The 23,501-nt window shown below is 70.6% G+C and carries 19 protein-coding genes; 9 read left to right on the top strand and 10 right to left on the bottom strand.

Going from position 1 to position 23,501, the window contains the following annotated elements; genetic code table 11:
• Window positions 1–227: 227 nt before the first annotated feature.
• Window positions 228–1,166 (top strand): LysR family transcriptional regulator, encoded by a 939-nt coding sequence (locus ACLBX9_RS18610; RefSeq protein WP_158169182.1) that lies wholly within the window; start codon window positions 228–230, stop codon window positions 1,164–1,166.
• 9 nt (window positions 1,167–1,175) lie between these two features.
• Here ACLBX9_RS18610 and ACLBX9_RS18615 read toward each other — a convergent pair whose 3' ends face one another.
• Window positions 1,176–2,660 (bottom strand): DUF2252 domain-containing protein, encoded by a 1,485-nt coding sequence (locus ACLBX9_RS18615; protein ID WP_447719990.1) that lies wholly within the window; start codon window positions 2,658–2,660, stop codon window positions 1,176–1,178.
• A gap of 267 nt (window positions 2,661–2,927) precedes the next feature.
• Between ACLBX9_RS18615 and ACLBX9_RS18620 the strand changes: the two genes are divergently transcribed.
• The 6 genes from ACLBX9_RS18620 to ACLBX9_RS18645 all read left to right on the top strand — a co-directional run bounded on the left by ACLBX9_RS18620 (window position 2,928) and on the right by ACLBX9_RS18645 (window position 11,430).
• Window positions 2,928–4,580, top strand: a complete 1,653-nt coding sequence (locus tag ACLBX9_RS18620) for an acetolactate synthase large subunit (RefSeq protein WP_010683909.1) — start codon at window positions 2,928–2,930, stop codon at window positions 4,578–4,580.
• Between the two features lie 43 nt (window positions 4,581–4,623).
• Entirely contained in the window at window positions 4,624–5,799 is a 1,176-nt protein-coding gene (locus tag ACLBX9_RS18625; RefSeq protein WP_447719991.1) for an iron-containing alcohol dehydrogenase, read from the top strand.
• A gap of 181 nt (window positions 5,800–5,980) precedes the next feature.
• Window positions 5,981–6,805, top strand: coding sequence for a poly(R)-hydroxyalkanoic acid synthase subunit PhaE (locus tag ACLBX9_RS18630; RefSeq protein WP_447719992.1), 825 nt, complete (start codon window positions 5,981–5,983; stop codon window positions 6,803–6,805).
• Entirely contained in the window at window positions 6,798–7,928 is a 1,131-nt protein-coding gene (gene phaC / locus ACLBX9_RS18635; protein ID WP_447719993.1) for a class III poly(R)-hydroxyalkanoic acid synthase subunit PhaC, read from the top strand. The genes ACLBX9_RS18630 and phaC overlap by 8 nt, the downstream gene beginning before the upstream one ends.
• A 24-nt stretch (window positions 7,929–7,952) precedes the next feature.
• Entirely contained in the window at window positions 7,953–9,965 is a 2,013-nt protein-coding gene (locus ACLBX9_RS18640; protein ID WP_447719994.1) for an acyl CoA:acetate/3-ketoacid CoA transferase, read from the top strand.
• Window positions 9,958–11,430, top strand: coding sequence for an NAD-dependent succinate-semialdehyde dehydrogenase (locus ACLBX9_RS18645; protein WP_447719995.1), 1,473 nt, complete (start codon window positions 9,958–9,960; stop codon window positions 11,428–11,430). The genes ACLBX9_RS18640 and ACLBX9_RS18645 overlap by 8 nt, the downstream gene beginning before the upstream one ends.
• 231 nt (window positions 11,431–11,661) lie before the next feature.
• Here the strand turns inward: ACLBX9_RS18645 and ACLBX9_RS18650 are convergent, their stop codons facing one another.
• From ACLBX9_RS18650 to pedF, 9 genes are all read right to left on the bottom strand, one after another.
• On the bottom strand, window positions 11,662–11,952 hold the full coding sequence (locus ACLBX9_RS18650; protein WP_447719996.1) for a hypothetical protein: 291 nt from the start codon (window positions 11,950–11,952) through the stop codon (window positions 11,662–11,664).
• A 68-nt stretch (window positions 11,953–12,020) separates the two neighbouring features.
• Complete coding sequence (locus ACLBX9_RS18655; protein WP_447719997.1) at window positions 12,021–12,947, bottom strand: efflux RND transporter periplasmic adaptor subunit; 927 nt, start codon at window positions 12,945–12,947, stop codon at window positions 12,021–12,023.
• Window positions 12,944–13,153 (bottom strand): DUF1656 domain-containing protein, encoded by a 210-nt coding sequence (locus tag ACLBX9_RS18660; RefSeq protein ID WP_010683917.1) that lies wholly within the window; start codon window positions 13,151–13,153, stop codon window positions 12,944–12,946. Before ACLBX9_RS18660 ends, ACLBX9_RS18655 begins: the two co-directional genes overlap by 4 nt.
• Window positions 13,150–15,189 carry an FUSC family protein gene (locus ACLBX9_RS18665; RefSeq protein WP_447719998.1) on the bottom strand — a complete coding sequence of 680 codons (2,040 nt, stop codon included), beginning with the start codon at window positions 15,187–15,189 and terminating at the stop codon, window positions 13,150–13,152. Before ACLBX9_RS18665 ends, ACLBX9_RS18660 begins: the two co-directional genes overlap by 4 nt.
• A complete protein-coding gene (locus ACLBX9_RS18670; RefSeq protein ID WP_010683919.1) occupies window positions 15,186–15,674 on the bottom strand; it encodes a MarR family winged helix-turn-helix transcriptional regulator in 489 nt (162 codons plus the stop codon). The genes ACLBX9_RS18665 and ACLBX9_RS18670 overlap by 4 nt, the downstream gene beginning before the upstream one ends.
• Window positions 15,675–16,307: 633 nt before the next feature.
• Entirely contained in the window at window positions 16,308–16,967 is a 660-nt protein-coding gene (locus tag ACLBX9_RS18675; protein WP_010683921.1) for a response regulator, read from the bottom strand.
• Window positions 16,968–17,142: 175 nt separating this feature from the next.
• A complete protein-coding gene (locus ACLBX9_RS18680) occupies window positions 17,143–18,912 on the bottom strand; it encodes a PQQ-dependent methanol/ethanol family dehydrogenase (RefSeq protein WP_447719999.1) in 1,770 nt (589 codons plus the stop codon).
• A gap of 496 nt (window positions 18,913–19,408) precedes the next feature.
• Window positions 19,409–20,266, bottom strand: coding sequence for a substrate-binding periplasmic protein (locus ACLBX9_RS18685; RefSeq protein ID WP_447720000.1), 858 nt, complete (start codon window positions 20,264–20,266; stop codon window positions 19,409–19,411).
• On the bottom strand, window positions 20,256–20,684 hold the full coding sequence (pedF, locus tag ACLBX9_RS18690; protein ID WP_010683924.1) for a cytochrome c-550 PedF: 429 nt from the start codon (window positions 20,682–20,684) through the stop codon (window positions 20,256–20,258). Before pedF ends, ACLBX9_RS18685 begins: the two co-directional genes overlap by 11 nt.
• A 293-nt stretch (window positions 20,685–20,977) precedes the next feature.
• On the opposite strand from pedF, the gene ACLBX9_RS18695 reads away from it, so the two are divergent.
• A complete protein-coding gene (locus ACLBX9_RS18695) occupies window positions 20,978–22,138 on the top strand; it encodes an ABC transporter substrate-binding protein (protein WP_447720002.1) in 1,161 nt (386 codons plus the stop codon).
• A complete protein-coding gene (locus ACLBX9_RS18700; protein WP_447720001.1) occupies window positions 22,135–23,142 on the top strand; it encodes a YVTN family beta-propeller repeat protein in 1,008 nt (335 codons plus the stop codon). Before ACLBX9_RS18695 ends, ACLBX9_RS18700 begins: the two co-directional genes overlap by 4 nt.
• Window positions 23,143–23,501 lie beyond the last annotated feature (359 nt).

The following is a 23,501-nucleotide window of genomic DNA, read 5'->3' on the forward strand; positions in this document are numbered from 1 at the left end:
AAGGGGCAGGCCGGAGGCGGGCAACCCAGAGCCGCGACGGTGCAAGCTCTGCGGCTCCGGTGGTTCTGGATCCCGGGCTCCGCTGCGCGGCCCCGGGATGACGGGTTGAAGCGGTCACGGCGCTGCACCGCAGGCGGAAAAAATCTCATCCGATCGTGCAGGTCGAGGGAGGAGGACGGCCGGGTCTGCTATGCCGGCCGTCCGAGCCCTCGCCGATCGCGCTGCCCGTGGCCATTGACCATATCGATCTCAGCCGGATCGACCTGAACCTGCTGGTCGCCCTCGACGCCCTGCTCGACGAGCGCAGCGTCACCCGCGCGGCCGCCCGGATCGGGATCGGCCAGTCGGCGATGAGTTCGAGCCTCGCCCGCCTGCGGCGCCTGTTCGACGACGAGCTTCTCACCCGGGCGCCGGACGGGATGCGGCCGACGCCCCGGGCCCTCGCCATCGCCGAGCCCCTGCGCGCCACCCTGCGGCAGGTCCAGGCGCTGGTGCACCGGGAGGAGAGCTTCGATCCGGCCACCGTGGAGCGCTCCTTCACGGTGAGCCTGCCCGACAGCGTCGAGGTTCTGCTCGGTCCGCGGCTGATCGCGCAGCTCCGGCGGGAGGCGCCGGGGATCCGGCTGCTGCTGCGCTCCGTCGACCGGTCGCGGATCCTGGACGAGCTCGATGCCGACCGGGTCGACCTCGCCATCGGCCTGTTTTCCGAGGGACAGCTCCATCACAAACAGCGGCTCCTCTACCGGGACAGCTACGTGGTGCTGTTCAACGCCGCCCTGATCGGCGTCGAGCCGCCGATCGGCCTGGAGGATTACCTGCGGTTCCCCCACGTCCTGACATCCCTGCGCGAGACCGCCCATGGGGTGGTCGACGACGCGCTGGCCCTCATCGGGCGGGCGCGTACCCTGGCGGTGACGACGCCGCGCTTCCTCGTCGTCCCGTTCCTCGTCCGGGCCGCGCCGGTGATCGCCACCATGCATGCCCGTCTGGCCACGTCCTTCGCGAGCGCCCTGGCCCTGAGCGTCAGTCCGGTTCCGGTGAAGCTCGACGACGTGGCGGTCTCGATGCTGTGGCACGCCTCCTACGACCGCGACCCGGCGCACCGCTGGCTGCGGGACCTTCTCGTCCGGCTGGCCCACGAGCCGCCGCCCCCCGGCATCATCTGAGGCCGAGACTCACAGGCAAGGATCCTCCGCGGCCTCCAGGCGGCCGCTCGCGATGGCGGCGCGAAACAGGGCGAAATCCGCCGCGTTCCGCTCGGCATAGGCGGCCGCCCAGTCGGCGATGGCGGCCGAGAGGTGGTGGTGCTTGCCGCTGCCGCAATAGCCGGCGATCGCCGCCGCATCGCCCGTTCGTGCATGGGCGCGGGCGAGCAGGGCCCCGTAGGCGTACGCGAAGGTCAGGAGCGAGGCGCCCGCCATCCGGGCCAGGGGGATCGCGCCCTTCAGGTTCTTCATCTGCCGCACGTAGTACGGCCGGCCCGCGATGCTGGTCCAGCCGAGCAGCGGATCGCCCACCGCCTGGAGCAGCCGCTGGCCGTAAATCACGCGCTCGCCCTCATGGCCGGCGAAGGGGGCGGGCACGCCCGGCAGGTAGGGCGCGTGTGCCGGGCGGACCGCCTCCTTGACCTGGAGGAAGAGCGCGTCCGCGTCGGAGTTGCCGAACAGCAGGGCGAGATAGGCCCGGGTCCCGACGCTGCCGATCCCGACGACCCGGTGGGCCACGTCGACCACGTGGTAGCGGTCGAGCATGAAGCGCCGCTCCCGCGGCAGGGTCTCGGCGTAGCGCTCCAGGCCGGTGACGACGCCCTCGCGGGTGGCGTCGTCCACCGGGGTCAGGATCGGCGGATCGGCCTGCAGGCGCCAGCTGCCGTCGGTGCGCCGCTCGGCCACCTGCCCGAGCAGGCTGCGGTTGTTGCGCCGCCGGGCCTTGTCCACGGCCCGCCGCACCACGGCCCGGGCCTCCGTATCCATCCGAAGGCCGGCGATGTGCGGCGCGTCGGCCCGGGTGGTCTGGTACCAGACGTCGAGGGAGCCCTGCGGCGCGAGCCGCCGCATCGTGTGCTGGTAGCCGGCGACCGTCTCCATGACGGCATCGCGGCGCGCCCGCACCGGCGCGCCCGCATCCGCGGTGGCGACCGCGAGGCCGGCGGCGAGGCGCTTCAGGTCCCATTCCCAAGGGCCGATCGTCACCTCGTCGAAATCGTTGAGGTCGAGGACGATGTCGCGCTGGGGCGTGCCGAACAGGCCGAAATTGTCGATGTGGGCGTCGCCGTTCATCACCACGTCGATGCCGCTGCGCGGCCCGCGCGACAGGTCCCAGGCCATGACGTGCGCGGCCCCGCGCAGGAACGCGAAGGGCGAACTCGCCATCCGGGCGACCCGGAGCGGGATCAGGCGCGCCTGCCGGCCCTCATGCGCCGCCTCGATCAGGGCGACCGGGTCGGGGCGGTCCGGGTCGTCCGCGAGGCCGGCCTGGGCCGCGTGGGGTACGGCGGCGCGCAGCCGCTTGCCGGCCTGCCGGCGCTTGTCCCAGGCCTCGACGCCGACGCGCAGGTCGATGCGCGGGAATTCGGCAATCGGTGCGAGCACCGAGTCGGCCGCGGCCGCGCGCGCATCCCCGTCGTCCGCAGCCGTCGTGTCGCTTCCGAGGCGGTCCATCGCTATCCAATCCGTGAACGCCGGACAGCCGCGACCGGGCGGGCCTCGTCCCGGAGCGGGGACGGACTTCGACACGGTAGCATCCGCCCGGCTCTGTGACTGCCCGGCCCGTCACGGCCCTTGACCCTTCTACGGGCGAGCCCTCTAACGAACCGAATATTCGGGGGGCGTTCCTTCGTCCGGGCCGTTCCGTTCAAGGTTCCGCGAGGTGCGGAGCATGGACAGGCCGGGCAGCGCGGGCGCGCCGCAGCATCAGCGAGACTTCGCATGCCCAAGGGTTCAGATCTCCTCGTCGCAGCTTTGGAAAACGAAGGCGTCGACCGCATCTTCGGCATCCCGGGCGAGGAGAACCTCGACGTCGTCGAATCGCTGCGCCATTCCAAGATCGAGCTGGTCCTCACCCGCCACGAGCAGGCGGCGAGCTTCATGGCCGCCACCCACGGCCGCCTCACCGGCCGGCCGGGCGTCTGCCTCTCGACGCTGGGGCCGGGCGCCCTGAACTTCTCCACCGGCGCCGCCTACGCGCATCTCGGCGCCATGCCGATGATCATCATCACCGGCCAGAAGGGCATCCTGTCCTCGCGCCAGGCCAAGTTCCAGATCGTCGATGTGATCAGCTCCATGAAGCCGATCACCAAGATGGCCCGGCAGATCGTCTCCGCCTCGTCGATCCCCACCATCGTGCGCGACGCCTTCCGGGTCGCCACCGAGGAGCGGCCGGGCCCGGTGTTGCTGGAGCTGCCCGAGGACATCGCCTCCGAGGAGGCCGAGGCCGACCTCGTGCCCTCGCACCCGATCGACATCCCGGTCGCCCACCCGACCGCCATCGCGCGCGCCGCCGACATGATCCTGAAGGCCAAGCGCCCGCTGATCATGCTGGGCGCCGCCGCCAGCCGCCCGCGCGCCACCGGCGAGCTCGGCGGTTTCGTCCAGCGGACCCAGATCCCGTTCTTCACCACCCAGATGGGCAAGGGCACCGTCGCGGGCGGCACCAACCTCTACATGGGCACGGCGGCGCTGTCTGAGCGCGACTATGTCCACGAGGCGATCGACAGGGCCGACCTGATCATCGCCATCGGCCACGACACGATCGAGAAGCCGCCCTTCTTCATGGGCCAGGCCGACCAGAAGGTCATCCACATCAGCTACATGCCGGCTAACGTCGAGCAGGTCTACTATCCCGACGCCGAGGTGGTGGGCGACCTCGGCCCGACGCTGAAGCTGCTCGCCGACAAGCTCGACGGCAAGCTGCCGAACGCGGGCGCGCTGATGCACCTGCGCGAGCACATCCTCAGCCACATCGCCGACCGGGCGGGCGAGGACCGCTTCCCGGTGACGCCGCAGCGGCTGGTGCGCGACGTGCGCCGGGTGATCCCCGAGGACGGCATCGTCTGCCTCGACAACGGCATGTACAAGATCTGGTTCGCCCGGAACTACCGGACCTACGTCGCCAACACGCTGCTCCTCGACAACGCGCTGGCCACGATGGGCGCGGGCCTGCCCTCGGCCATGATGGCCGCGATGCTCTACCCGAACCGGCGCGTCATGGCGGTCTGCGGCGACGGCGGCTTCATGATGAACAGCCAGGAGCTGGAGACCGCGGTGCGGCTCAAGCTCAACCTCGTCGTGCTGGTGCTGGACGACTCGGCCTACGGGATGATCCGCTGGAAGCAGGCGGTCGACAAGTTCGCCGACTACGGCATGACCTTCAACAACCCGGACTTCGTCCTCTACGCCAAGTCGTACGGGGCGACCGGCCACCGGGTCGAGTCGGTCAACGACCTCGTGCCGACCCTGGACCGGGCCTTCGCGGCGGGCGGCGTCCACCTCGTGGCGGTGCCGATCGACTACTCGGAGAACACCCGCGTGCTGGTCGACGAGCTGCGCGCCAAGGTGAAGGATTTCGAGCCGGCCGAGTGATCTCGGCCCCGCAGACGGATCGGCACGACAACAGGGCAGCGCGATGAACCCGTTCACCTTCCAGACCACGCCGAACGTGCTGTTCGAGGCCGGCGCCGCGAAGAAGCTACCCGAGATCGTGGGCAGCTTCGGGGCCAAGCGCGTCCTGCTGGTCACCGACAAGGGCGTGCGCAGCGCCGGGCTGACCCAGGCCGCCGAGGCGGCCCTGAAGGAGGCCGGCGTCACCCTCGACGTCTACGAGGACGTGGTCGCCGACCCGCCCTCCACGGTGATCGAGGCGGCGGCCAAGCGCGCCCGGGAGCTCGGCACCGACCTCGTCCTGTCGATCGGCGGCGGCTCGGCGCTCGATACCGCCAAGCTCGTGGCCTATCTCGCGAAGTCCGACGAGCCGCTGGACGCGATCTACGGCGTCGGCCTCGCCAAGGGCGACCGCCTGCCGCTGATCCTCGTGCCGACCACGGCCGGCACCGGCTCGGAGGTGACGCCGATCTCGATCGTCACGACGCCGACCACCGAGAAGAAGGGCGTCGTCGCGCCGAAGCTGCTGCCCGACTGGGCGGTGCTCGACCCGGAGCTGACGCTCGGCCTGCCGTCGCACGTCACGGCGGCGACCGGCATCGACGCCATGGTCCACGCCATCGAGGCCTTCACCAGCAAGAACAAGAAGAACCCGATCTCCGACCAGCTCGCCAAGCAGGCGCTGGCGCTGCTCTCGGCCAACATCCGCACCGCCTGCACGGACGGCAGGAACCTCGAGGCGCGCTCCGGCATGCTGCTCGGCTCGATGCTGGCCGGCATGGCCTTCGCCAACGCCCCCGTGGCGGCGGTGCACGCCCTGGCTTACCCGGTTGGCGCGATCTTCCACGTGCCGCACGGGCTCTCGAACGCCCTGGTGCTGATGGGGGTGATGCGCTTCAACCTCTCACACGCGGAGGGGCTGTACGCGGAGCTCGCGCCGATCCTCGACCCCGCCGCCGCGGACCTGCCCCGGCCTGAGGCCGCCAAGCGCTTCGTCGAGAGCCTCGACGCGATCTGCCGCGACTGCAAGGTGCCGGCCTCGCTGGCCGAGGTCGGCGTCGCTCGGCAGGACCTGGAGCGCATGGCCTCCGATGCGATGAAGCAGACGCGGCTCCTCGTGAACAACCCGCGCGAGGTCACCTACGACGACGCCTTCGCGATCTACGCCGAGGCCTTGGGAGAGGCGCGGCCGGCGGCGTGAGGGCGGAGGCGGCGCTGGATCTGTCGCTCGGTCAGCCCAACCCGCACCGTCATCGCGAGCGCAGCGAAGCGACCCAGGGCAGCGCGATCTCCCCGAGCGTGGCGCTGCTGGATTGCTCCGCTCCGCTCGCAAAGACGGAGGCGACGTTTTTAGCCTCAGGGCTGTGAGGAGGAACGCCTGCATGGACCAGTTCGACGCGTTCCGGGCGATGAGCGAGTTCTGGACCCGGGCCGGCGCGGGCTTCTTCACCCCCGGCGCCGGCCAGCCCTCCGCCGGCTTCGGCTGGCCGACCTTTCCGGCGACCGACCTCGGCGGCCTCGCGGCGGCGCAGGCCAAGCTGACCGAGGCCTGGACCGCCGCCACCGCCCTCTCGCAGACCCTGACCCGATCGCTCCAGGGCGGCCCGGACGCGCCGGACCCGACCGCCGGGGCGGTGCTCGCGCGCATCTTCGATCCGCAGGCCTGGCTCGGCGGCTCGGCCGAGTTCGACGCCGCGCTGACCCGCATGGCCGAGGGCCCGCAGCTCGCCGACCTGTGGCAGACCGAGCGGCGCTACGCAGCCCTGTTCACCGCCTGGGCGAGCCTCCGGCGCGCCCAGAGCGAGCACCAGGCCGTGATGCTGGAGGCCTGGACCCGGGCGGCCGGGACCTTCGCCAAGGAGGCCAATGCCCGCGCGGAGCGCGGCGAGAGCTTCGCCTCGGCCCGGGACATGATGACCCGCTGGATCGAGACCGCCAACGCGGTCCTGCTGGAGGTGCAGCGCTCGGAGAAGTTCTTGGCCTCGCAGCGGGCGGTGCTGCGGGCCTCCACCGATCTGCGCCTCGCCCAGCAGGATGTCGCGGCCTTCCTGTCCGAATTCTACGGCCAGCCGACCCGGGCCGAGCTCGACGACGTGCACAAGAGCCTGACCGAGCTGCGCCGCGAGGTGCGGGCGCTCCGCCGCGAGCGCCGCGCGGCCCGGGCGAAGGCGGACGGCGCGCGCGCCGCGGAGGACGCCCATGGCTGACCAGCAGAATCCCAAGATGCCGGCCGCGCCACTCAGCCTGTCCCCGGCCGAGATGCTGGCCGAGGTCGGCACCCTGGGCCAGCGCATCAGCGCCGGCGCCAAGATGTTCGCGGAGGTCCGCGACGCCGACGTCGAAATCGCCACGACGCCGAAGGACCTGGTCTGGAGTCAGGACAAGGTCCGGCTCTACCGCTACCGGCCGCTCGCCGAGAGCAAGGGCCTGCCGCCGGTCCTGATCGTCTACGGCCTGATCGGCCGCTACACGATGGCCGACCTGCAGGAGGACCGCTCCCTGGTCCGCAACCTGCTGAAGCTCGGCCTCGACCTCTACGTGGTCGATTGGGGCAATCCCGGCCGGGCCGACCGTTACGTCACCATCGACGATTACGTGGACGGCTACCTCGCCGAGTGCGTCGCCTTCATCCAGGAGGCGGCCAAGCGCGAGACGGTGAGCCTGCTCGGCATCTGCGAGGGCGGCGTCTTCACCACCTGCTACGCGGCGCTCTATCCCGAGACCGTCAACGCGATGGTGCTGACCATCACGCCGATCGACTTCCATGCCGACACCCGGGAGAACCGGGCCGGCCACGGCTTCATCAACGTCTGGACGCGCTCGCTCACGCCCGAGGATGTCGACCGCCTGATCGAGGCGCAGGGCACCCTGCCCGGCGCCTTCATGGGCTCGGTGTTCTCGATGATGACGCCGATGCGCACCATGACGAAGTACAATCTCGACCTCCTGGACGCCCTCGACGACAAGAAGAAGTTCCTGAACTTCCTCCGCATGGAGAAGTGGATCGCTGATCGTCCGGACCATCCAGGCGAAGCCGCCAAGCAGTGGCTGAAGGACCTCTACCAGGACAACAAGCTGGTCCAGAGTTCCTTCGAGCTGGGCGGCCGCAGGGTGGATCTGAAGAAGATCACCTGCCCGGTGCTGAACGTCTTCGCGCAGGACGACCACATCATCCCGCCCGCCACCTCGCAGGCGCTGAAGGACAGGATCGGCACCACCGACTACACCGAGCTGGGTCTGCCCGGCGGCCATGTCGGCGTCTTCGTCGGTGGCAAGGCACAGAAGCTGCTGGGCTCCGGCATCGCCGACTGGCTCGGCCAGAGGGGATAGCGTGCAGGCTCGGGGGAGTGCCGCATGGGCAGCCTGAAGAACAAGATCGTCAGCGCCGACGAGGCGATCGCCATCCTGCGCGACGGCGACATGGTGGCCGTCTCCGGCTTCGTCGGGATCGGCACGCCCGACGAACTGATCCTGGCGCTCGCCCGCCGCTTCGAATCCGGCGCCGGCCCGCACGGACTCGGCCTGATGTTCGCCGCCGCCCCCGGCGACGGCAAGGAGCGCGGACTCAACCGCCTCGCGATCCCCGGCCTCGTCAAGCGCGTCGTCGGCGGCCACTGGGCGCTCGTGCCGAAGCTCGGCGCGATGGCGGTGGAGGGCCGGATCGAGGCCTACAACCTGCCGCTCGGCGTGGTCTCGCACCTCTACCGCGAGATCGCCGCGCACACGCCAGGCCACATCACCAAGGTGGGCCTGCGCACCTTCGTCGACCCGCGGCTGGAGGGCGGCAAGCTCAACGCCGAGACCCGGGACGACTTGGTCAGCGTGGTCGAGATCGGCGGCGAGTCGTGGCTCCACTACAAGGCCTTCCCGGTCAACGTCGCGCTGATCCGCGGCACCACGGCCGACCCCGCCGGCAACATCACCATGGAGCGCGAGGCGCTGACGCTGGACAACCTCGCCGCCGCCATGGCGGCCAGGAATTCCGGCGGCTTCGTCATCGCGCAGGTTGAGCGGCTGGCCGAGGCCGGCTCCCTCAACCCGCGCGAGGTGCAGGTGCCCGGCGTGCTGGTGGATTGCGTGGTCCTGAGCCAGCCCGAGAACCACCGCCAGACCTACGGCACGCCCTACAATCACGCCTTCACGGGCCGCCAGCGGGTGCCGCTGGACCGCATCGCCCCGATGGCGCTCGACGCCCGCAAGGTCATCGCCCGGCGCTGCGCCTTCGAATTGCCCCCCGGCGGCGTGGTCAATCTCGGCATCGGCATGCCCGAGGGCGTCGCGGCGGTGGCGGCCGAGGAGCGGGTGCTGAAGTACCTGACGCTCACCGCCGAGCCCGGCGTGATCGGCGGCCTGCCGCAGGGCGGGCTCGATTTCGGCGCCGCCCTGAACCCCGCCGCGGTGCTGCATCAGAACCAGCAGTTCGACTTCTACGACGGCGGCGGCCTGGACCTGGCCTGCCTGGGCCTCGCCCAGTGCGACGCGGAGGGCAACGTCAACGTCAGCCGCTTCGGCAAGCGGCTCGCGGGCGCGGGCGGCTTCATCAACATCTCGCAGAACGCGAAGAGCCTCGTCTTCGCCGGGACCTTCACGGCCGACGGGCTGAAGGTCGCCGTGGAGGACGGCGGCATGCGGATCCTCGCCGAGGGCCGCTCCCGGAAGTTCATCGCCGCGGTCGAGCAGGTGACCTTCTCGGGGGCCTACGCGGCCGAGCGTGGCCAACCGGTGCTCTACGTGACGGAGCGCTGCGTGTTCCGGCGGACGCGGGCCGGCATGGAGCTCACCGAGGTCGCTCCCGGCATCGACATCGAGCGCGACATCCTCGGCCAAATGGGCTTCACCCCCATCGTGCAGGATCCGAAGCCGATGGATCCGCGCCTGTTCCGCGACGCCGTGATGGCCCTGGAGCCGTGGCTCCTCGGCCTCTCGCTGTCCGAGCGGATCAGCTACGACCCGGAGCGCAACATCCTGTTCTCGAACCTCGAGGGCTTCCAGGTGCGCACCATCGACGACGTCGAGCTGGTGCGCCGGGAATTCGAACGGAGCTGCCAGGAGATCGGCCGCAAGGTCCACCTGATCGCCAATTACGACGGGTTCGAGATCGACCCGACGGTGAGCGACGCGTACTTCTCGGCGATCGCCTACCTCGAAAACCGCTATTACGAGACCGCGTCCCGGTATACCACGAGCGCGTTCTTGCGATTGAAACTCGGCGCCTCGTTGGCGAGCCGCGATCTGGCTCCCCATGTATTCGAGACAAAAGCCGAGGCACAGGCGAGGAATACGGCCCAGGGCGCTGCCCTCAAGCCGCGGACGGCCCTGTCGGTTTCCGACGCGCCGCAGCCGCCGAAGGAACCGTTGGATGCCTGAGACCGAAATTCCCGTCCTGAAGGACGCTGCCCTCCTGGTCGATTCCTGCCTGATCGGCGGCGCATGGTCGAAGGCCGGCTCCGGCAGCATCGACGTCACCAACCCGGCGACCGGCGCGCTGATCGCCAAGGTACCGAATGCCGGCGCCGAGGAGACCCGCCAGGCGATCAAGGCCGCCCACGCGGCCTACCCGGCCTGGCGCGCCAAGACCGCCAACGAGCGCGCCGTCCTGCTGCGCAAGCTCGCCGCGCTCGTCACCGAGCATCAGGAGGATCTCGCGCAGATCCTGACCGCCGAGCAGGGCAAGTCGCTGACGGAAGCCCGCGGCGAGGTTGGCATGTCGGCGGCCTACGTGCTGTGGTTCGCCGAGGAGGCGCGCCGCGTCTACGGCGACGTGGTCCCCTCCCCCTGGGGCGACCGCAAGATCCTCGTCACCAAGGAGCCGGTCGGCGTGGTGGCGGCGATCACGCCGTGGAACTTCCCGTCCTCGATGATCGCCCGCAAGATCGCCCCGGCTTTGGCCGCCGGCTGCCCGATCGTGATCAAGCCCGCCTCGCAGACGCCGCTCTCCGGCCTCGCCTGGGGCGTGCTGTGCGAGCGCGCCGGCTTCCCGGCGGGCACGGTCTCGATCCTCACCGGTTCGGCCCGGGCGATCGGCGGTGAGATGACGAGCAACCCGCTGGTCAAGAAGATCACCTTCACCGGCTCGACCGAGGTCGGCAAGGTGCTGCTGGAGCAGGCCTCCCACACGGTGAAGAAGGTCTCGATGGAGCTGGGCGGCAACGCGCCCTTCATCGTGTTCGACGACGCCGATCTCGAGAAGGCGGTGGCCGGCGCGATGCTCGCCAAGTACCGCAACTCCGGCCAGACCTGCATCTGCACCAACCGCTTCCTGGTGCAGGACGGGATCTACGACGCCTTCGCGGAGAAGATGGCGGAAGCCGCCAACCGCCTCAAGGTCGGCAACGGCACCGAGGACGGCGTCGCCCAGGGGCCGCTGATCGACATGGCGGCCGTCGAGAAGACCGAGGCCCATATCCGCGACGCCGTCGAGAAGGGCGGCCGGGTTGTCGCGGGCGGCCACCGGCACGCGCTGGGCGGCCAGTTCTTCGAGCCGACGGTGATCACCGGCGCCACCCCCGCCATGGCGGTGGCCCGGGAGGAGACGTTCGGGCCGCTGGCGCCGCTGTTCCGCTTCCGCGACGACGCGGAGGCGATCCGCATGGCCAACGACACCGAGTACGGCCTCGCCTGCTACTTCTACACCCGCGACCTCGGCCGCACATTCCGGGTGGCGGAGGCGCTGGAATACGGCATGGTCGGGATCAACGAGGGGATCATCACCACCGAGGTGGCGCCCTTCGGCGGCGTGAAGGAATCCGGCCTCGGCCGCGAGGGCTCGTACCAGGGCATCGAGGATTACCTGAACACGAAGTACCTGTGCGTGGGCGGGCTGGGGGCGTAGGGGCGGCGTTCACGATGACCCGCAGGGGATCTGACGGGTGCTTTCTCTGCGGGCAACCGGGTTCACACATCTCGGCTTGGCACTGATGCCTTGAGAGAAGGGCGCTTTTCCCTCCCCCTTGTGGGGAGGGGTCAGGGGTGGGGGCGGTGCAGACGGCACCGCACCGCTCGATCCTGCCCCACCTCCAACTCCCCCCACAAGGGGGAGGAGAGCGGCTGCGGTGCCTGCAGCCTACCGCCCGCTCGGCGCCGCGCCGCTGCCCGTCGCGCCATTACCCGAGCTGCTGCCGGCGGGCGCGCCCGGGGTGCTGACCCGCGGGCCGCCGCTGGTGCCGGGCGCCATGCCGGCGCCGGAGGAGCCGGTCCTCTCCAGGGTGCCGGCCCCCGTCCCGGTGCCGCCGACCGCGCCCGACTTGTTCACGTTGCCTTGGTTGGCGCCGCCCGTATGCGGCGCCTGGGCCAGCACCGCGCCGGACGTGGCGAGAACCATGGATGCGGCGAGAGCGAGGATCGTCTTCGACATGGGGCCTCCTGAATCGTCGTGACGTCGTCCGGGGCCAACCCGATCCCGGCGGGATGGTTCGGCTGCCCTCAGCGGGCGAGCGCCTCGCGCCACGCCGTCCAGGGCCAGTGCGGCCCCGCCCCGCCCGCCGCCAGCGCGATCGAGACCGTCGCGGTCCGGCCGCTCACCAGCCGCGGATCCGCCGTGCCGCCGTCGAGGGTGATCCGCACCGGGATGCGCTGCGCGAGGCGCACCCACGAGAAGGTCGGGTTCACGTTGGCCAGCAGGTTGGTGGCGTCGCTGCGGCCGGTCTCGCCGATGCCGCCGGCGATGCTGGCGACGTGGCCGGCGAGCACGCCGTCCTCGCCCATGAGCTGGACGGTCACGGGCGCGCCGACGCGGATCCGCGGCAGCTTGGTTTCCTCGAAGTAGCCCTCGATCCGGACGGTGTCGCGGTCGATCAGCGCCATGACCCCGCGGCCGGTGGTGACGTAGGCGCCGGGCCGCAGCTCCATGTTGGTGATCCGGCCGTTGACCGAGGCCCGCACCGCCGAGCGCTCCAGGTTGAGCTTGGCGAGGTCGCGGTCGGCCACGGCCTGCTCGTAGGCCGCCTGCGCGGACAGGTCGGCGGCCTTGGCGGCCTCGACCTTCTGCTGCGACACCGCCGCGTCGGAGAGCTTGCTGTAGCGGGCGAAGTCGGCCGCGGTCTGCTCCGCGGTGGCCTTGCGACCCTCCACCATCGCCTCCGCCTGCCGCAGACCCAGGCGGAACCGGTCCGGATCGATCCGGAACAGGACGTCGCCCCTCCGGACCACCTGGTTGTCCTCCACCAGCACCTCGGTCACGAGGCCGGAGACGTCGGGGGCCACCGCCACCACGTCGGCGCGCACGCGCCCGTCCCGGGTCCAGGGGGCATCCATGTAGTAGTCCCACAGGCCGAGGCCGACGATCAGTCCCGCGGCGACCATGCCGAGGGTGACCAGGAGGCGGCCGAGGGTGGCGAACAGGGCGGTCATTGCAGGGTCCGATGGGCGAGGGTCACGACGCCGCCGAGCAGGACGACGTAGAGGGCGAGGTCGAAGAGCGGCCGGTGCCAGACGAGGCGGTAGAAGCCGGTCGCCGCGAGCAGGCGGCGCAGCGGCAGGCTGAGGGCGAAGGCCAGGGCCATCCACAGGGCGAGGCCCGGCACGAACACGCCGTAGAGGTCGATCTCGCCCATCATGCCGCCATCTCCCGGCCGTCCGCTGCGGGCGCCGCCCGGTAGGCCGGCGCGTCGGGAAAGAGCCCGCGGCGCAGGCCGGTGAGGCCGATCAGGGCGGACCGCCGCTCCGGCGACGCCGCTGCGCCCGCCACGGCGTCGAGCCCGTCGTCCAGGGCCGCCAGGAGCGCGGAGTCCGGCCGGCCGCGCAGCTGGCGCGCCGCCAGCGCGAGGACCCGGTCGACGGCAATCCGGGGCGCCCCCGTCAGCCGCCGCCGCACCCGGCGCACCTCCACGAGGTTGATGCCCGCCCGGACGTCGGCCAGCAGGTCGCCCACGGTGGCCGACATGTCGGCGGGCAGCGTGGCCAGCCGCGGCGCGATCAGGCCGACGCGGTCGAGCATCAGGGCCGCGAGTTCGAGCCCGTGGCCGGCGCCGCGCCCGTCCGCGGCGGCCGCGAGGCTGCGGCGGTTGATCCGCACGAGCCGCCGGGTGCTCCATCCGGCGCCGACCGAGCGGATCAGCCGCGTCACCAAGGCGGCGACCCACATGCCCACCACCGAGGCGATCACCCCGTTGGCGAAGGGCGCGAACTCGCCGCTGTAGCCGTTCTGGAGGGCCAGCAGGGTCGCGCCGTTCAGCGCCGCGCCCATGCCCATCGGGGCGGTGCGCGGCTGCGTCATCATCAGGCCGCACAGGATCAGGGCCGGCGCGAGGGCGAGCGCCAGCATCTCGAAGGAGCTGGCGAGCGGCAGCACGGCGAACAGGTAGACGCCCGCGCCGAGGGCGCCGACGATCGCCGAGTTGGTGAAGCCCAGGATCTGCGGCGCGGGATCGTCCTGCGCGGCGAACAGGCAGCAGGCGACCGCGCCCATCATCGGCGCCGCGGAGCCGTCCGGCCAGCCGGTGGCGATCCAGATCGCGCAGCAGGCGAGCAGGCCCACGAACACCCCGAAGGCCGAGAACGCCGCCAGACCGTGGTCCCGGTGGCGGATCGACCGGACCCGGGCCGTGTAGGCGAAGGCGAGCGGCGCCCGGGGGGCGGTGCCGGCGGCGAGGTGGCCGCGGAGCGCCCGCAGGTCCTGCCGCAGGTCAATGACGTCGCGCAGGCGCGCCGCGAGGCTCGCGAGCAGGAGCGTGGTCCAGTCCGGAGCCCGGTCGAGGACGGGGTCGAACCCGTCGACCCGGCGGCGCAGCTCCGAGGCGCGATCCGGATCATCGCCCTCGTCGGCGAGCCAGACGGCGAGGTCGGACAGGACGGCGCGGACCCGTGCCGGCAGCGCGCCGGCCCGCTCCAGGGCGGCGACGCGGTCCGCCACGGCGGCGATGATCGGCAGGACCATCAGCATGTGCTGCCGGAGCGGCGCGAAGGCCTCGGCGGCGCGCTCGGCACCCGTCGCCTCGTTGCGCAGGGCGAGGCCGAGGGCGTCGAGGCCGAGCGCGTCCGAGGCGAGGCGCAGGCGCCGTCCCTGGCTCGGCCCGGCGACCTCCGGCGCGCGGGCGGCCGCGAGGGCGCTCTGCATCCAGGCTCTCGCTTCCGCCGACCAGTGATTCAGCCGCTCGACGATGAGCGGCGCCGCCGATTGCGGCAGGATCAGCGTGGCGGCGAGGCTGGCGCAGAGGATGCCCAGCGAGATCTCCTCGGCCCGCGCGACGGCGGTGTCGAAGATCGCCCCGGGGTCGTCCACGGCCGGGAAGCCGATCAGGGCCGCCGTGTACCCGGCGAGCATCGGCAGGTAGCTCGCGGGGGTGCGGTCGAGCAGCGAGACGTAGAGGCAGAGCGCGACCCAGAGCGCGACCGCGAGGCTCAGCAGGACCGGCGCGTTCACGAGGTTCGGCACCAGCACGACGCTCATGGCGGCGCCCAGAACGGTGCCGCCCACCCGGTAGAGGGCCTTCGACCGGGTGGCGCCGGAGAGGACCTGGCTGGTGATGTAGACCGTGCCCAGCGCCCAGTAGGGTCGCGGCAGGTCGATCCAGAGCGCGAGGAACAGGGCGAGCATCGCCGCCGCGTAGGTCTTCAGCGCGAAGGCCCAATCGCGCCATCCGGGAAGAGTCACGACGCCGGCTCCAGCTCGGCCGTCTCGGCGGCCTCCCGCCCGTAGCGCTGGAGGGCCGCGAAGACCCGGAGGCTCGCTTCCAGATCGGCGCCGTCGATCTCGGCGAAGACGCGCGCGCGTAGCGTCGAGAGCTCGGCCTCGATCTGCTCGAACACCTGCCGGCCGCGCGGGGTCAGACCCAGCACCTTGGCGCGACGGTCGGACGGATCCTCGCGGCGGACCACGAGCCCGGCGGCGGCGAGCTGATCGAGGAGCCGAACCAGCGAAGGGCCCTCGATGCCGACGGCCTCGGCCAGGGCATTCTGGCGCGGCTCCTCGTCCATGCGGCCGATGATGATCAGCGGGTGCGCGGTGGCGTCGGACAGACCGTGCGCTTCCGCGACCGTGTTGGCCGCTCGGCGCCAGTGGCGGCCGGTGGTCAGCAGCGCGTGGGTGCAGGCCTGCTGCAGGCGCTCCCGCGTCTTCGGATCGTCGCTGTCGGGCATGGGCAAAGTCCACCGCCGCGAGGATCCGGCTGGATGATCGGATCAATCAGCTCGCATACTGATAGATAGCATCATATCGATTTGGCAAAGGAGGTCCTGCGAGGGGAGCAGGGTTGCGGGATACGAATGGGCGCACGCTTGTCCAGGGCGCATGCAGCGCCAGCGGAATGCGACCGGGGAATCAGCGCAAGGCACTGCGAAGCGTCCGTCTGATACCCCTTCCGGTGGAGCGCGCCGGTCGGAGCAGCCCGCCTCGTCATCGCGAGCGCAGCGTAGCGACCCAGGGCTGCGCAACGTCTGTCAGCGTTGCGCCGTCTGGATTGCTTCGCTCCGCTCGCAAAGACGGCGGCGCCGATTTGATCAATCGGAAACGGTACGAAGCAACACGTGCCGCTGATGCGGCGCTCCGGGTGCTGATCCCCCGGCTCACCTTCCACTGCGTTCCAGGCGTCCGGGAAAGCGTCGCGCCTTATGCCGCGAGTGACTCCGGCCGTCATTGCGAGCGGAGCGAAGCAATCCAGACGGCGCAACGCTGAGCAATGTCGCGCTGTCCTGGGTCACTTCGCTGCACTCGTGATGACGGTGCAGCCTGAGCCGGCACGTTCGCAATGGAACCGCGCCTCTGCCCGCCCGTCAGGCCGGATGCGCGTTGTGGATCTGGTCGAAGTCGAGGGACGCCGTGTCGATCACGATCTGCGTCCGGCTGATGACCTCGAGCTTGCGCAGGATCTCGGAGACGTGCGCCTTCACGGTCGAGTCGCCGACCTGAAGCTCGTGGGCGATCTGCTTGTTGAGCTTCCCCTGCCGGATCATCATCAGCACCCGCAATTGCTGGGGCGTCAGCCGGGCGAGGCGCTCGGGCAGCGGCGCCTTCCTGCCCCGGGGCGCGGGCGCGCTGGCATCGGCCAGACCCGGCGGCAGGAACAGCGCGCCGCTCATCACCTCGGTGATCGCCCGGGTGAGCGTCGCCTTGTCCATGGCCTTCGGGACGAAACCCGCCGCCCCGTGCTGCAGGGCCTCGCGGACGATGCGCGGATCCTCGTGGCCGGAGACGATCAGGATCGGGATGCGCGGAAAGCTCGCCCGGATGGTGATCAGCCCGTCGAAGCCGGTCACGCCGCGCATGGAGAGGTCGAGGAGCGTCAGGTCGATGCCGCGGTTGCCCGCCAGCACCGCGCAGGCCGCCTCGATGCCGTCGGCCTCGTGCAGCACCGCCTCCGGATGCGCGAGGCGGATCGTGGCCGCCAGGGCGTCGCGGAACAGCGGGTGGTCGTCGACGATCAGGAGATGCACGGAGACCTCGGTCCTTCGCTCGAGATCCTCACAGGATCCGCCGAATACGCGGGCGGGAGGTCCGAAATTTGATGGAAGCGGCCCCGGGGCGCAAGCGGGTGTTGAGACGACCGCCCGTATCCCGAGGCCTGGGCGTGCCGGCGGGTAAGGCCGGCACGCTTTCAATTGACAGCCTTCAGCGCGAGGCCACCGTCTTCGGCAGCTTGAACGCCCAGAAGCTGCCGCCCTGGTTGATGCCGGCGGTGGACTTGGCGACCTCGCCGCCCCAGAGCGGCACCGCGCCGCCCCAGCCGGCCGCGACGCCGACCCACTGCTCGCCGTCCTGCTCCCAGGTGATCGGCGAGGACACCACGCCGGTGCCGACCTGGAACTTCCAGACCTCCTCGCCGGTCTTGGCGTCGAAGGCCTTCAGGAAGCCCTCGGGCGTGCCGGTGAAGACGAGGTTGCCCGCGGTGGTGAGCACGCCGGCCCAGAGCGGGGCCTTGTTCTTGTACTCCCACACGACCTTGCCGGAGGCCGGGTCGATCGCTTTGAGCGAGCCGATATGGTCGTCGAAGACCGGCTTGATGGTGAAGCCGGCGCCGAGATAGGCCGCGCCCTTCTTGTAGTTCACCGGCTCGTTCCAGATGTCCATGCCCCACTCGTTGGAGGGCACGTAGAACAGCTTGGTGTCGGGGCTGTAGCCGATCGGCATCCAGTTCTTGCCGCCGAGGAAGCTCGGCACCGCGAAGACCGACTTGCCCTTCTTGTCGTCGCCGGTGGCCTTGCTCGGGTCGCCGGGCCGGTTCTCGTCGTTGTAGATCGGGCGGCCGTTCTCATCGATGCCCTTGGCCCAGTTGATCTTCTCGACGAACGGCGTCGCCGAGATGAACTTCCCGTTGGTCCGGTCCAGCACGTAGAAGAAGCCGTTGCGGTCGGCGGTGGCGCCGGCCTTGATGGTCTTCCCGCCCTTGTTCAGGTCGAACGGCACGAACTCGTTGACGCCGTCGAAGTCCCAGCCGTCGTGCGGGGTGGTCTGGAAGCCCCAGACGATCTCGCCGTTGTCGGGGTTGAGGGCGAGGCGCGAGGAGGTCCACTTGTTGTCGCCCGGCCGGAGCCAGCTGTTCCACGGGCCCGGGTTGCCGGTGCCGAAGTAGATCAGGTTGGTCTCGGGGTCGTAGGTGCCGCCGAGCCAGGTGGCGCCGCCGCCGAACTTCCACATGTCGCCGGGCCAGGTCTCGTTGGTCTTGCCCGTCATGGTCGAGGGCTTGCCGTTCAGCTCGCCCATGTGGCCCTCGATCACGGGGCGCTTCCACACGACCTCGCCGGTCTCGGCGTCGCGGGCCTCGATCCGCCCGATCACGCCGAACTCGCCGCCGGACACGCCGGTGATGATCTTGCCCTTCACGATGATCGGGGCGGCCGTGTAGCTGTAGCCGGCCTTGAAGTCGTCGATGTCCTTGCGCCAGACCACCTTGCCGGTCTTGGTGTTAAGGGCGACGAGCTTGGCGTCGAGCGTGCCGAAATAGACGTTGTCCTTGTAGAGCGCGGCGCCGCGGTTCACCACGTCGCAGCAGGGCAGGATCCCCTCCGGCAGGCGGGCGTCGTATTCCCACTTCTTGTCGCCGGTGCGGGAGTCGATCGCGTACATGCGCGAATACGAGCCCGTGACGTAGATGATGCCGTCCTTGACCAGCGCCTGGCTCTCCTGCCCGCGCTGCTTCTCGCCGCCGAACGAGAACGACCACGCCGGGACGAGGCCCTTGATGTTGTCGCGGTTGAGGGTCTTCAGCGGGCTGAAGCGCTGGGCCTGCGGCCCGAGGCCGTAGGTGACGACGTCGCCGGGGGTCTTGGCGTCGTTGATGATGTCCTGCTCGCTCACCCCCTCGGCCATGGCCGGCAGGGCACCTCCCGCCACGAGGGCGGCGACGCCCACCGCGGCGAGAAACCGGGTCCGCATTCTCATGACGTTTCCTCCGTGATCGGCCCCGGTCCGCATGGCCGGAGCGCTCGGGCTTCGGCGCGGTCCGCTCGAGTCGCGGGGCGCCCCCTTGGAGGACGAAGCTATCGATGTTCTCAGAGAAGTCTTATTGGCCATTGGTCCAATAAGTCGACAGATTTGTTCAGCATCAAAACTGTATTAAGCAACACATGAAGGCGCGCCGGCTCGGCGCCGGCGCGAAAGCGGAGGCGGTCCGGAACTGCCGCGTGCCGGCCCTCGCCCGAAGAGCTACAATGTTCACACATCTTTGGCCGGGGCGCTCTCTCCTCCCCCTTGTGGGGAGGAGTTGGAGGTGGGGGTGGTTCAGGATGGGGCGCTGCGGTGCCTCCTGCACCACCCCCACCCCTGGCCCCTCCCCACAAGGGGGAGGGGAAAGCGCCCTTTAAGGCATTGGTGCCAAGCCGAGATGTATGGATCTGGTCGTTCGCAGAGGGGGAAGGAGAATGCGCGTCGGCGTCTCTCAATACCCCTTCGGCGGCGTGTAGGTGACGCCGTAGGTCTCGCAGATCGCCTTGAGACGCCCGTCCGCGTTGAGCGCGGTGATCGCGTCCCCGACCGCATAGGCGAGGTCGCGGGAATCGGTCTTCACCGCGCCGCCGATCTCCCATCGGGTCTTGACCAGCCCCGTCGACGGGGCCGTGGCGATCGGGTTGTCGTCCTTCGGCGCCTTGGCGGCGAACAGGGCGGCCTCGATCGCCGCGCGGGTGCCGGCCAGGATCGGCGCCTCGCCGGCGAGGTAGGCCTTCGCGGCTTCCTCGAAGCTCTTGTAATGCTTCAGGTTCGGCCGGAATCGACCGCCCTGGGCGGTGAGCAGCATCAGGTCCGCTGCGCTCGTGCCCTCCAGCGCGACGTTCTGGTCGCCGATGTCGTCGAGCTTGTCGAAGCCTTCCAGCGCGCCCTTCCGGTAGGCGAAGGCGATCTCCTGCTCGAAATACGGGGCGGTGAAGAACACCTGATCGTTGCGCAGGGCGAGCTGCCGGTCGGTCGGCACGTGCAGCATCAGGTCGGCGAGCGGCGTGCCGGCGAGGTCGCCGCGCCACAGGTTCAGCCGCAGGTCGCCGTCGACGTTCTCGCCGGCATCGACCACGCGCAGGTCGAGCTTCACCTTCAGCGACCCGGCGATGGCCTGGGCCAGATCCGCGTCGATGCCCCGGGCCTTCTTCCCGACCTCGTCGGAGAACGGCGCGTTGTCGCCGTACACGGCCACCCGCAACGTGCCGTCGGCCACGACCTGATCGAGCGGACGCGCGCCCGCGTCCGGCGGCCGAAGCGTCAAAAGCAGCCCGCAGGCCAAGAGGAGGCGCGCGCTACTCCTCATGCTTCGACTCGATGTAGCTGCGGATCGCCCAAAGGCCTTCCTGCGAGATCACCCCGTCGAAGGCCGGCATCTTGGTCACGCCGTTGATGACCGCGCCGTGCTTCATGCGCTCGACGAAGTACTCGTCGCCTTCCTTGCCCTGCGGCAGGTAGCGGAGATCCGGCGCGAGGCCGCCGGAGATCATCTCCAGGCCGTGGCACCGGGCGCAGTTCTGGTTGAAGCCCGAGGCGCCGATCGAGATGGCGTGCGCGTCGCCCTTGTAGGGGTTCTCAGTGACCCATTCGGCGCCGAGCGGCTTCAGGCCGTCGGTCTTCACCGGCTGGGGCTGGACGTCGCCGTGACCGAAGGCGCCGCCGGCCCCCAGGACCAGGCCGAGCGCGACCAGCACGCCGCCCGCCGCCGTCTTCATCGTGCGCATCCGCCGCCTCCCATCGTCGTTGTGCGACGGTTAGCAAGGTCTGGGCGGCCGACCCATTATGCTTTGGTACGGATCGGCGAAGATTAGCAGATCCACGACTAATGTTGCACTGCATCAAGACTGATGGGTGCACCTTGGTCCAATATCCGCCCGCAGCAACCCGCCCCTAGAGTCCGCGCCAACGATCATGTCGGGGGGCACGGAGGAGACGGGCGAGGATGGTGTCTTCCGGTGCGCGGCGGGCCTGGACGTGCGGACGGACCCTCGCCGGCCGGCTGCTGCCGTGCGCCCTGATGGGTCTCGCGGGGATGTCAGTGGCCGGGGCCGCGACCCCGCCGGCGGGCCCGCCCCTCACGATCCACTACCTCGAGCGGCGGGTCGAGCGGCCGGTGCCGCTGAACAACGAGGATCCGATCCCGGACGACGAGGGCGCCAAGGGTGCGGAACTCGGCCTGAAGGATTCGAACGCGACGGGCCGCTTCCTCGGACTGGCCTTCGCCCTCGACACGAAGGTCGTCGAGCCGGGCGACGACATCCGGCAGGCCTTCCGGGCGCTTCCGGATCCGCGCCTCGTGGTCCTCAATGCGCCGGCCGCGGACGTCCTCGCACTCGCCGACCTGCCGGAGGCGAAGGGCAGCGTGCTCCTCAACATCGGTGCCCCGGACACGCGCCTGCGCGACGCGGACTGCCGCAAGAACCTGCTCCACGTCCTGCCCTCCCGCGCCATGCTGGCCGACGCGCTGATCCAGTTCCTGGCGTTCAAGCGCTGGTCCCGGATCCTTCTCGTGACCGGTCCGGCCCCGGGAGATGCGCTCTACGCCGAGGCGCTGAAGCGCAGCGCGAAAAAGTTCGGGGCGCGGATCGTCGCCGAGTCGCGCTACGACCCGCAGGGCGGCGATGTCCGCGACACGGCGTTGCGCGAGTTCGCCCTGACGACCCGCGGGCCCGAGCACGACGTGGTGGCGGTGGCCGACGAGGCCGGCGCGTTCGGCGCGAGCCTCAACTACAACACCGCGTCCCCCCGGCCTCTGGTCGGCACCCAGGGCCTCGCGCCGGCGGCCTGGGGCCGCCCCGTGGAAGCCTGGGCCGCGGTTCAGCTCCAGGGGCGGTTCCGGAAGCTCGCCGGCCGCGCCATGCGGCCGGTCGACTGGGCGGGCTGGATGGCGGTGCACGCGGTCGGCGAGGCCGCCGTGAAGGCGCGCAGCACCGAGGCCGCCGCGGTCCGCGGCGCCCTGACGGCACCCGGTTTCGAGGTCGGCGGCTTCAAGGGCCGGCCCCTGAGCTTCCGCACCTGGGACGGGCAACTGCGCCAGCCGATCTTCCTGCTCTGGCCCGGGGCCGTCACCGCGACGGCGCCGCTCGAAGGCTACCTCCACCACCGCACCGAACTCGACACCCTCGGCCTCGACGAGCCCGAGAGTGCCTGCCGGGCGTTTTCCGGGACGTCAGGATGAGCCGGCTCGCCCTCCTCGCATTCATGCTCTGCCTCGCGGCGCCCGCGCGAAGCGAAGAGATCTTCGTCTCGAACGAGCGCGACAACACCGTCTCGGTGATCGACGGCGACAGCCTGGAGGTTGTGCGCACCTTCCCTGTCGGCCGGCGGCCCCGGGGGCTGACCTTCTCGAAGGACGGCCGGTCCCTCTACGTCTGCGCAAGCGATTCCGACGCCGTGCAGGTGATCGACCCGGAGACCGGTCAGGTCCGCCACAACCTGCCTTCGGGCGAGGATCCGGAGCAGTTCGCCCTGGCGCCGGACGGGCACACCCTGTTCATCGCCAACGAGGAGAACGCCACCACCACGGTGGTCGACGCGCAGACCCGCAAGGTGCTGGCGCAGATCGATGTCGGCATCGAGCCGGAGGGCGTTGCGGTGAGTCCGGACGGACGCACGGCCGTCACGACCTCCGAGACCACCAACATGGTCCACTGGATCGACACCAAGAGCCTGGAAGCGGTGGACGCGACGCCGGTCGGCCAGCGTCCGCGCTTCGCCGCCTTCACGGCGGACGGGTCGAGGCTCTGGGCGTCGTCGGAGATCGGCGGCACCGTCTCGGTGATCGACGTCGCCAGCCGCAAGGTGACCGAGACGATCGAGTTCGCCGTGAAGGGGATCGCGGCCGACCGGATCCAGCCGGTGGGCATCCAGTTCGCGAAGGACGGGCGCCACGCCTTCGTGGCGTTGGGTCCGTCGGATCGCGTTGCGGTGGTGGATACGGCCACCTTCAAGGTCGAGAGCTACATCCTGGTCGGCCGTCGGGTCTGGCAACTCGCGCTCAACGCGGCGGGCACGCGGGTCTTCACCACCAACGGCGTCTCGGGCGACGTGACGGTCATTGACGCCGAGACCTTCAAGCCGATCAAGACCGTGAAAGTCGGGCGCTTCCCCTGGGGCGCGGCGGCCCGTCCGATGAGTGCCGCGCAGGCGCCGGACGGGCGCGCCGCCGGTGCGACGCCGTGAGGTTTTTCCAAGCGGGGTGCCGCGGCACGCCCTCCCCCGCTGAGGCTACCGGGCTCACATGTCGGGTTCGGGGCCATCATCCGGTTGCCAAGGCTGGCGGTCCAGATTTCCCACGCGCTCTCCCTCCCCCCTCTGCGGGGGAGGGTGGCCCCCGCGTCAGCGGGGGTCGGGAGAGGGGAGCCCGGGCTCAGAAGAGGGCGCTGCCTTCATGACGGCCTTAGCCCTCATCTGCAGCGTCGCTCCCCTCTCCCGACCCCCGTCGGGGGCCACCCTCCCCCGCAAAGGGGGGAGGGAAACGCGCGGGTTGCAGATCTGGGGCAGGAACTTCTGGAAACTACTCGCGATCCGTGGCGCATTCG

The organism is Methylobacterium sp. A49B (assembly GCF_053346215.1).

Excerpts from the sequence above, each read along its gene's own strand:
- ACLBX9_RS18620 (WP_010683909.1), top strand. The coding sequence starts at position 2,928 with ATGCCCAAGGGTTCAGATCTCCTCGTCGCAGCTTTGGAAAACGAAGGC.
- ACLBX9_RS18670 (WP_010683919.1), bottom strand. The coding sequence starts at position 15,674 with ATGCCCGACAGCGACGATCCGAAGACGCGGGAGCGCCTGCAGCAGGCC.
- pedF (WP_010683924.1), bottom strand. The coding sequence starts at position 20,684 with ATGCGCACGATGAAGACGGCGGCGGGCGGCGTGCTGGTCGCGCTCGGC.
- ACLBX9_RS18630 (WP_447719992.1), top strand. The coding sequence starts at position 5,981 with ATGGACCAGTTCGACGCGTTCCGGGCGATGAGCGAGTTCTGGACCCGG.
- ACLBX9_RS18660 (WP_010683917.1), bottom strand. The coding sequence starts at position 13,153 with ATGATGGGCGAGATCGACCTCTACGGCGTGTTCGTGCCGGGCCTCGCC.
- ACLBX9_RS18640 (WP_447719994.1), top strand. The coding sequence starts at position 7,953 with ATGGGCAGCCTGAAGAACAAGATCGTCAGCGCCGACGAGGCGATCGCC.
- ACLBX9_RS18680 (WP_447719999.1), bottom strand. The coding sequence starts at position 18,912 with ATGAGAATGCGGACCCGGTTTCTCGCCGCGGTGGGCGTCGCCGCCCTC.
- ACLBX9_RS18645 (WP_447719995.1), top strand. The coding sequence starts at position 9,958 with ATGCCTGAGACCGAAATTCCCGTCCTGAAGGACGCTGCCCTCCTGGTC.
- ACLBX9_RS18685 (WP_447720000.1), bottom strand. The coding sequence starts at position 20,266 with ATGAGGAGTAGCGCGCGCCTCCTCTTGGCCTGCGGGCTGCTTTTGACG.
- ACLBX9_RS18700 (WP_447720001.1), top strand. The coding sequence starts at position 22,135 with ATGAGCCGGCTCGCCCTCCTCGCATTCATGCTCTGCCTCGCGGCGCCC.
- ACLBX9_RS18615 (WP_447719990.1), bottom strand. The coding sequence starts at position 2,660 with ATGGACCGCCTCGGAAGCGACACGACGGCTGCGGACGACGGGGATGCG.
- ACLBX9_RS18695 (WP_447720002.1), top strand. The coding sequence starts at position 20,978 with ATGGGTCTCGCGGGGATGTCAGTGGCCGGGGCCGCGACCCCGCCGGCG.
- phaC (WP_447719993.1), top strand. The coding sequence starts at position 6,798 with ATGGCTGACCAGCAGAATCCCAAGATGCCGGCCGCGCCACTCAGCCTG.
- ACLBX9_RS18655 (WP_447719997.1), bottom strand. The coding sequence starts at position 12,947 with ATGACCGCCCTGTTCGCCACCCTCGGCCGCCTCCTGGTCACCCTCGGC.
- ACLBX9_RS18625 (WP_447719991.1), top strand. The coding sequence starts at position 4,624 with ATGAACCCGTTCACCTTCCAGACCACGCCGAACGTGCTGTTCGAGGCC.
- ACLBX9_RS18650 (WP_447719996.1), bottom strand. The coding sequence starts at position 11,952 with ATGTCGAAGACGATCCTCGCTCTCGCCGCATCCATGGTTCTCGCCACG.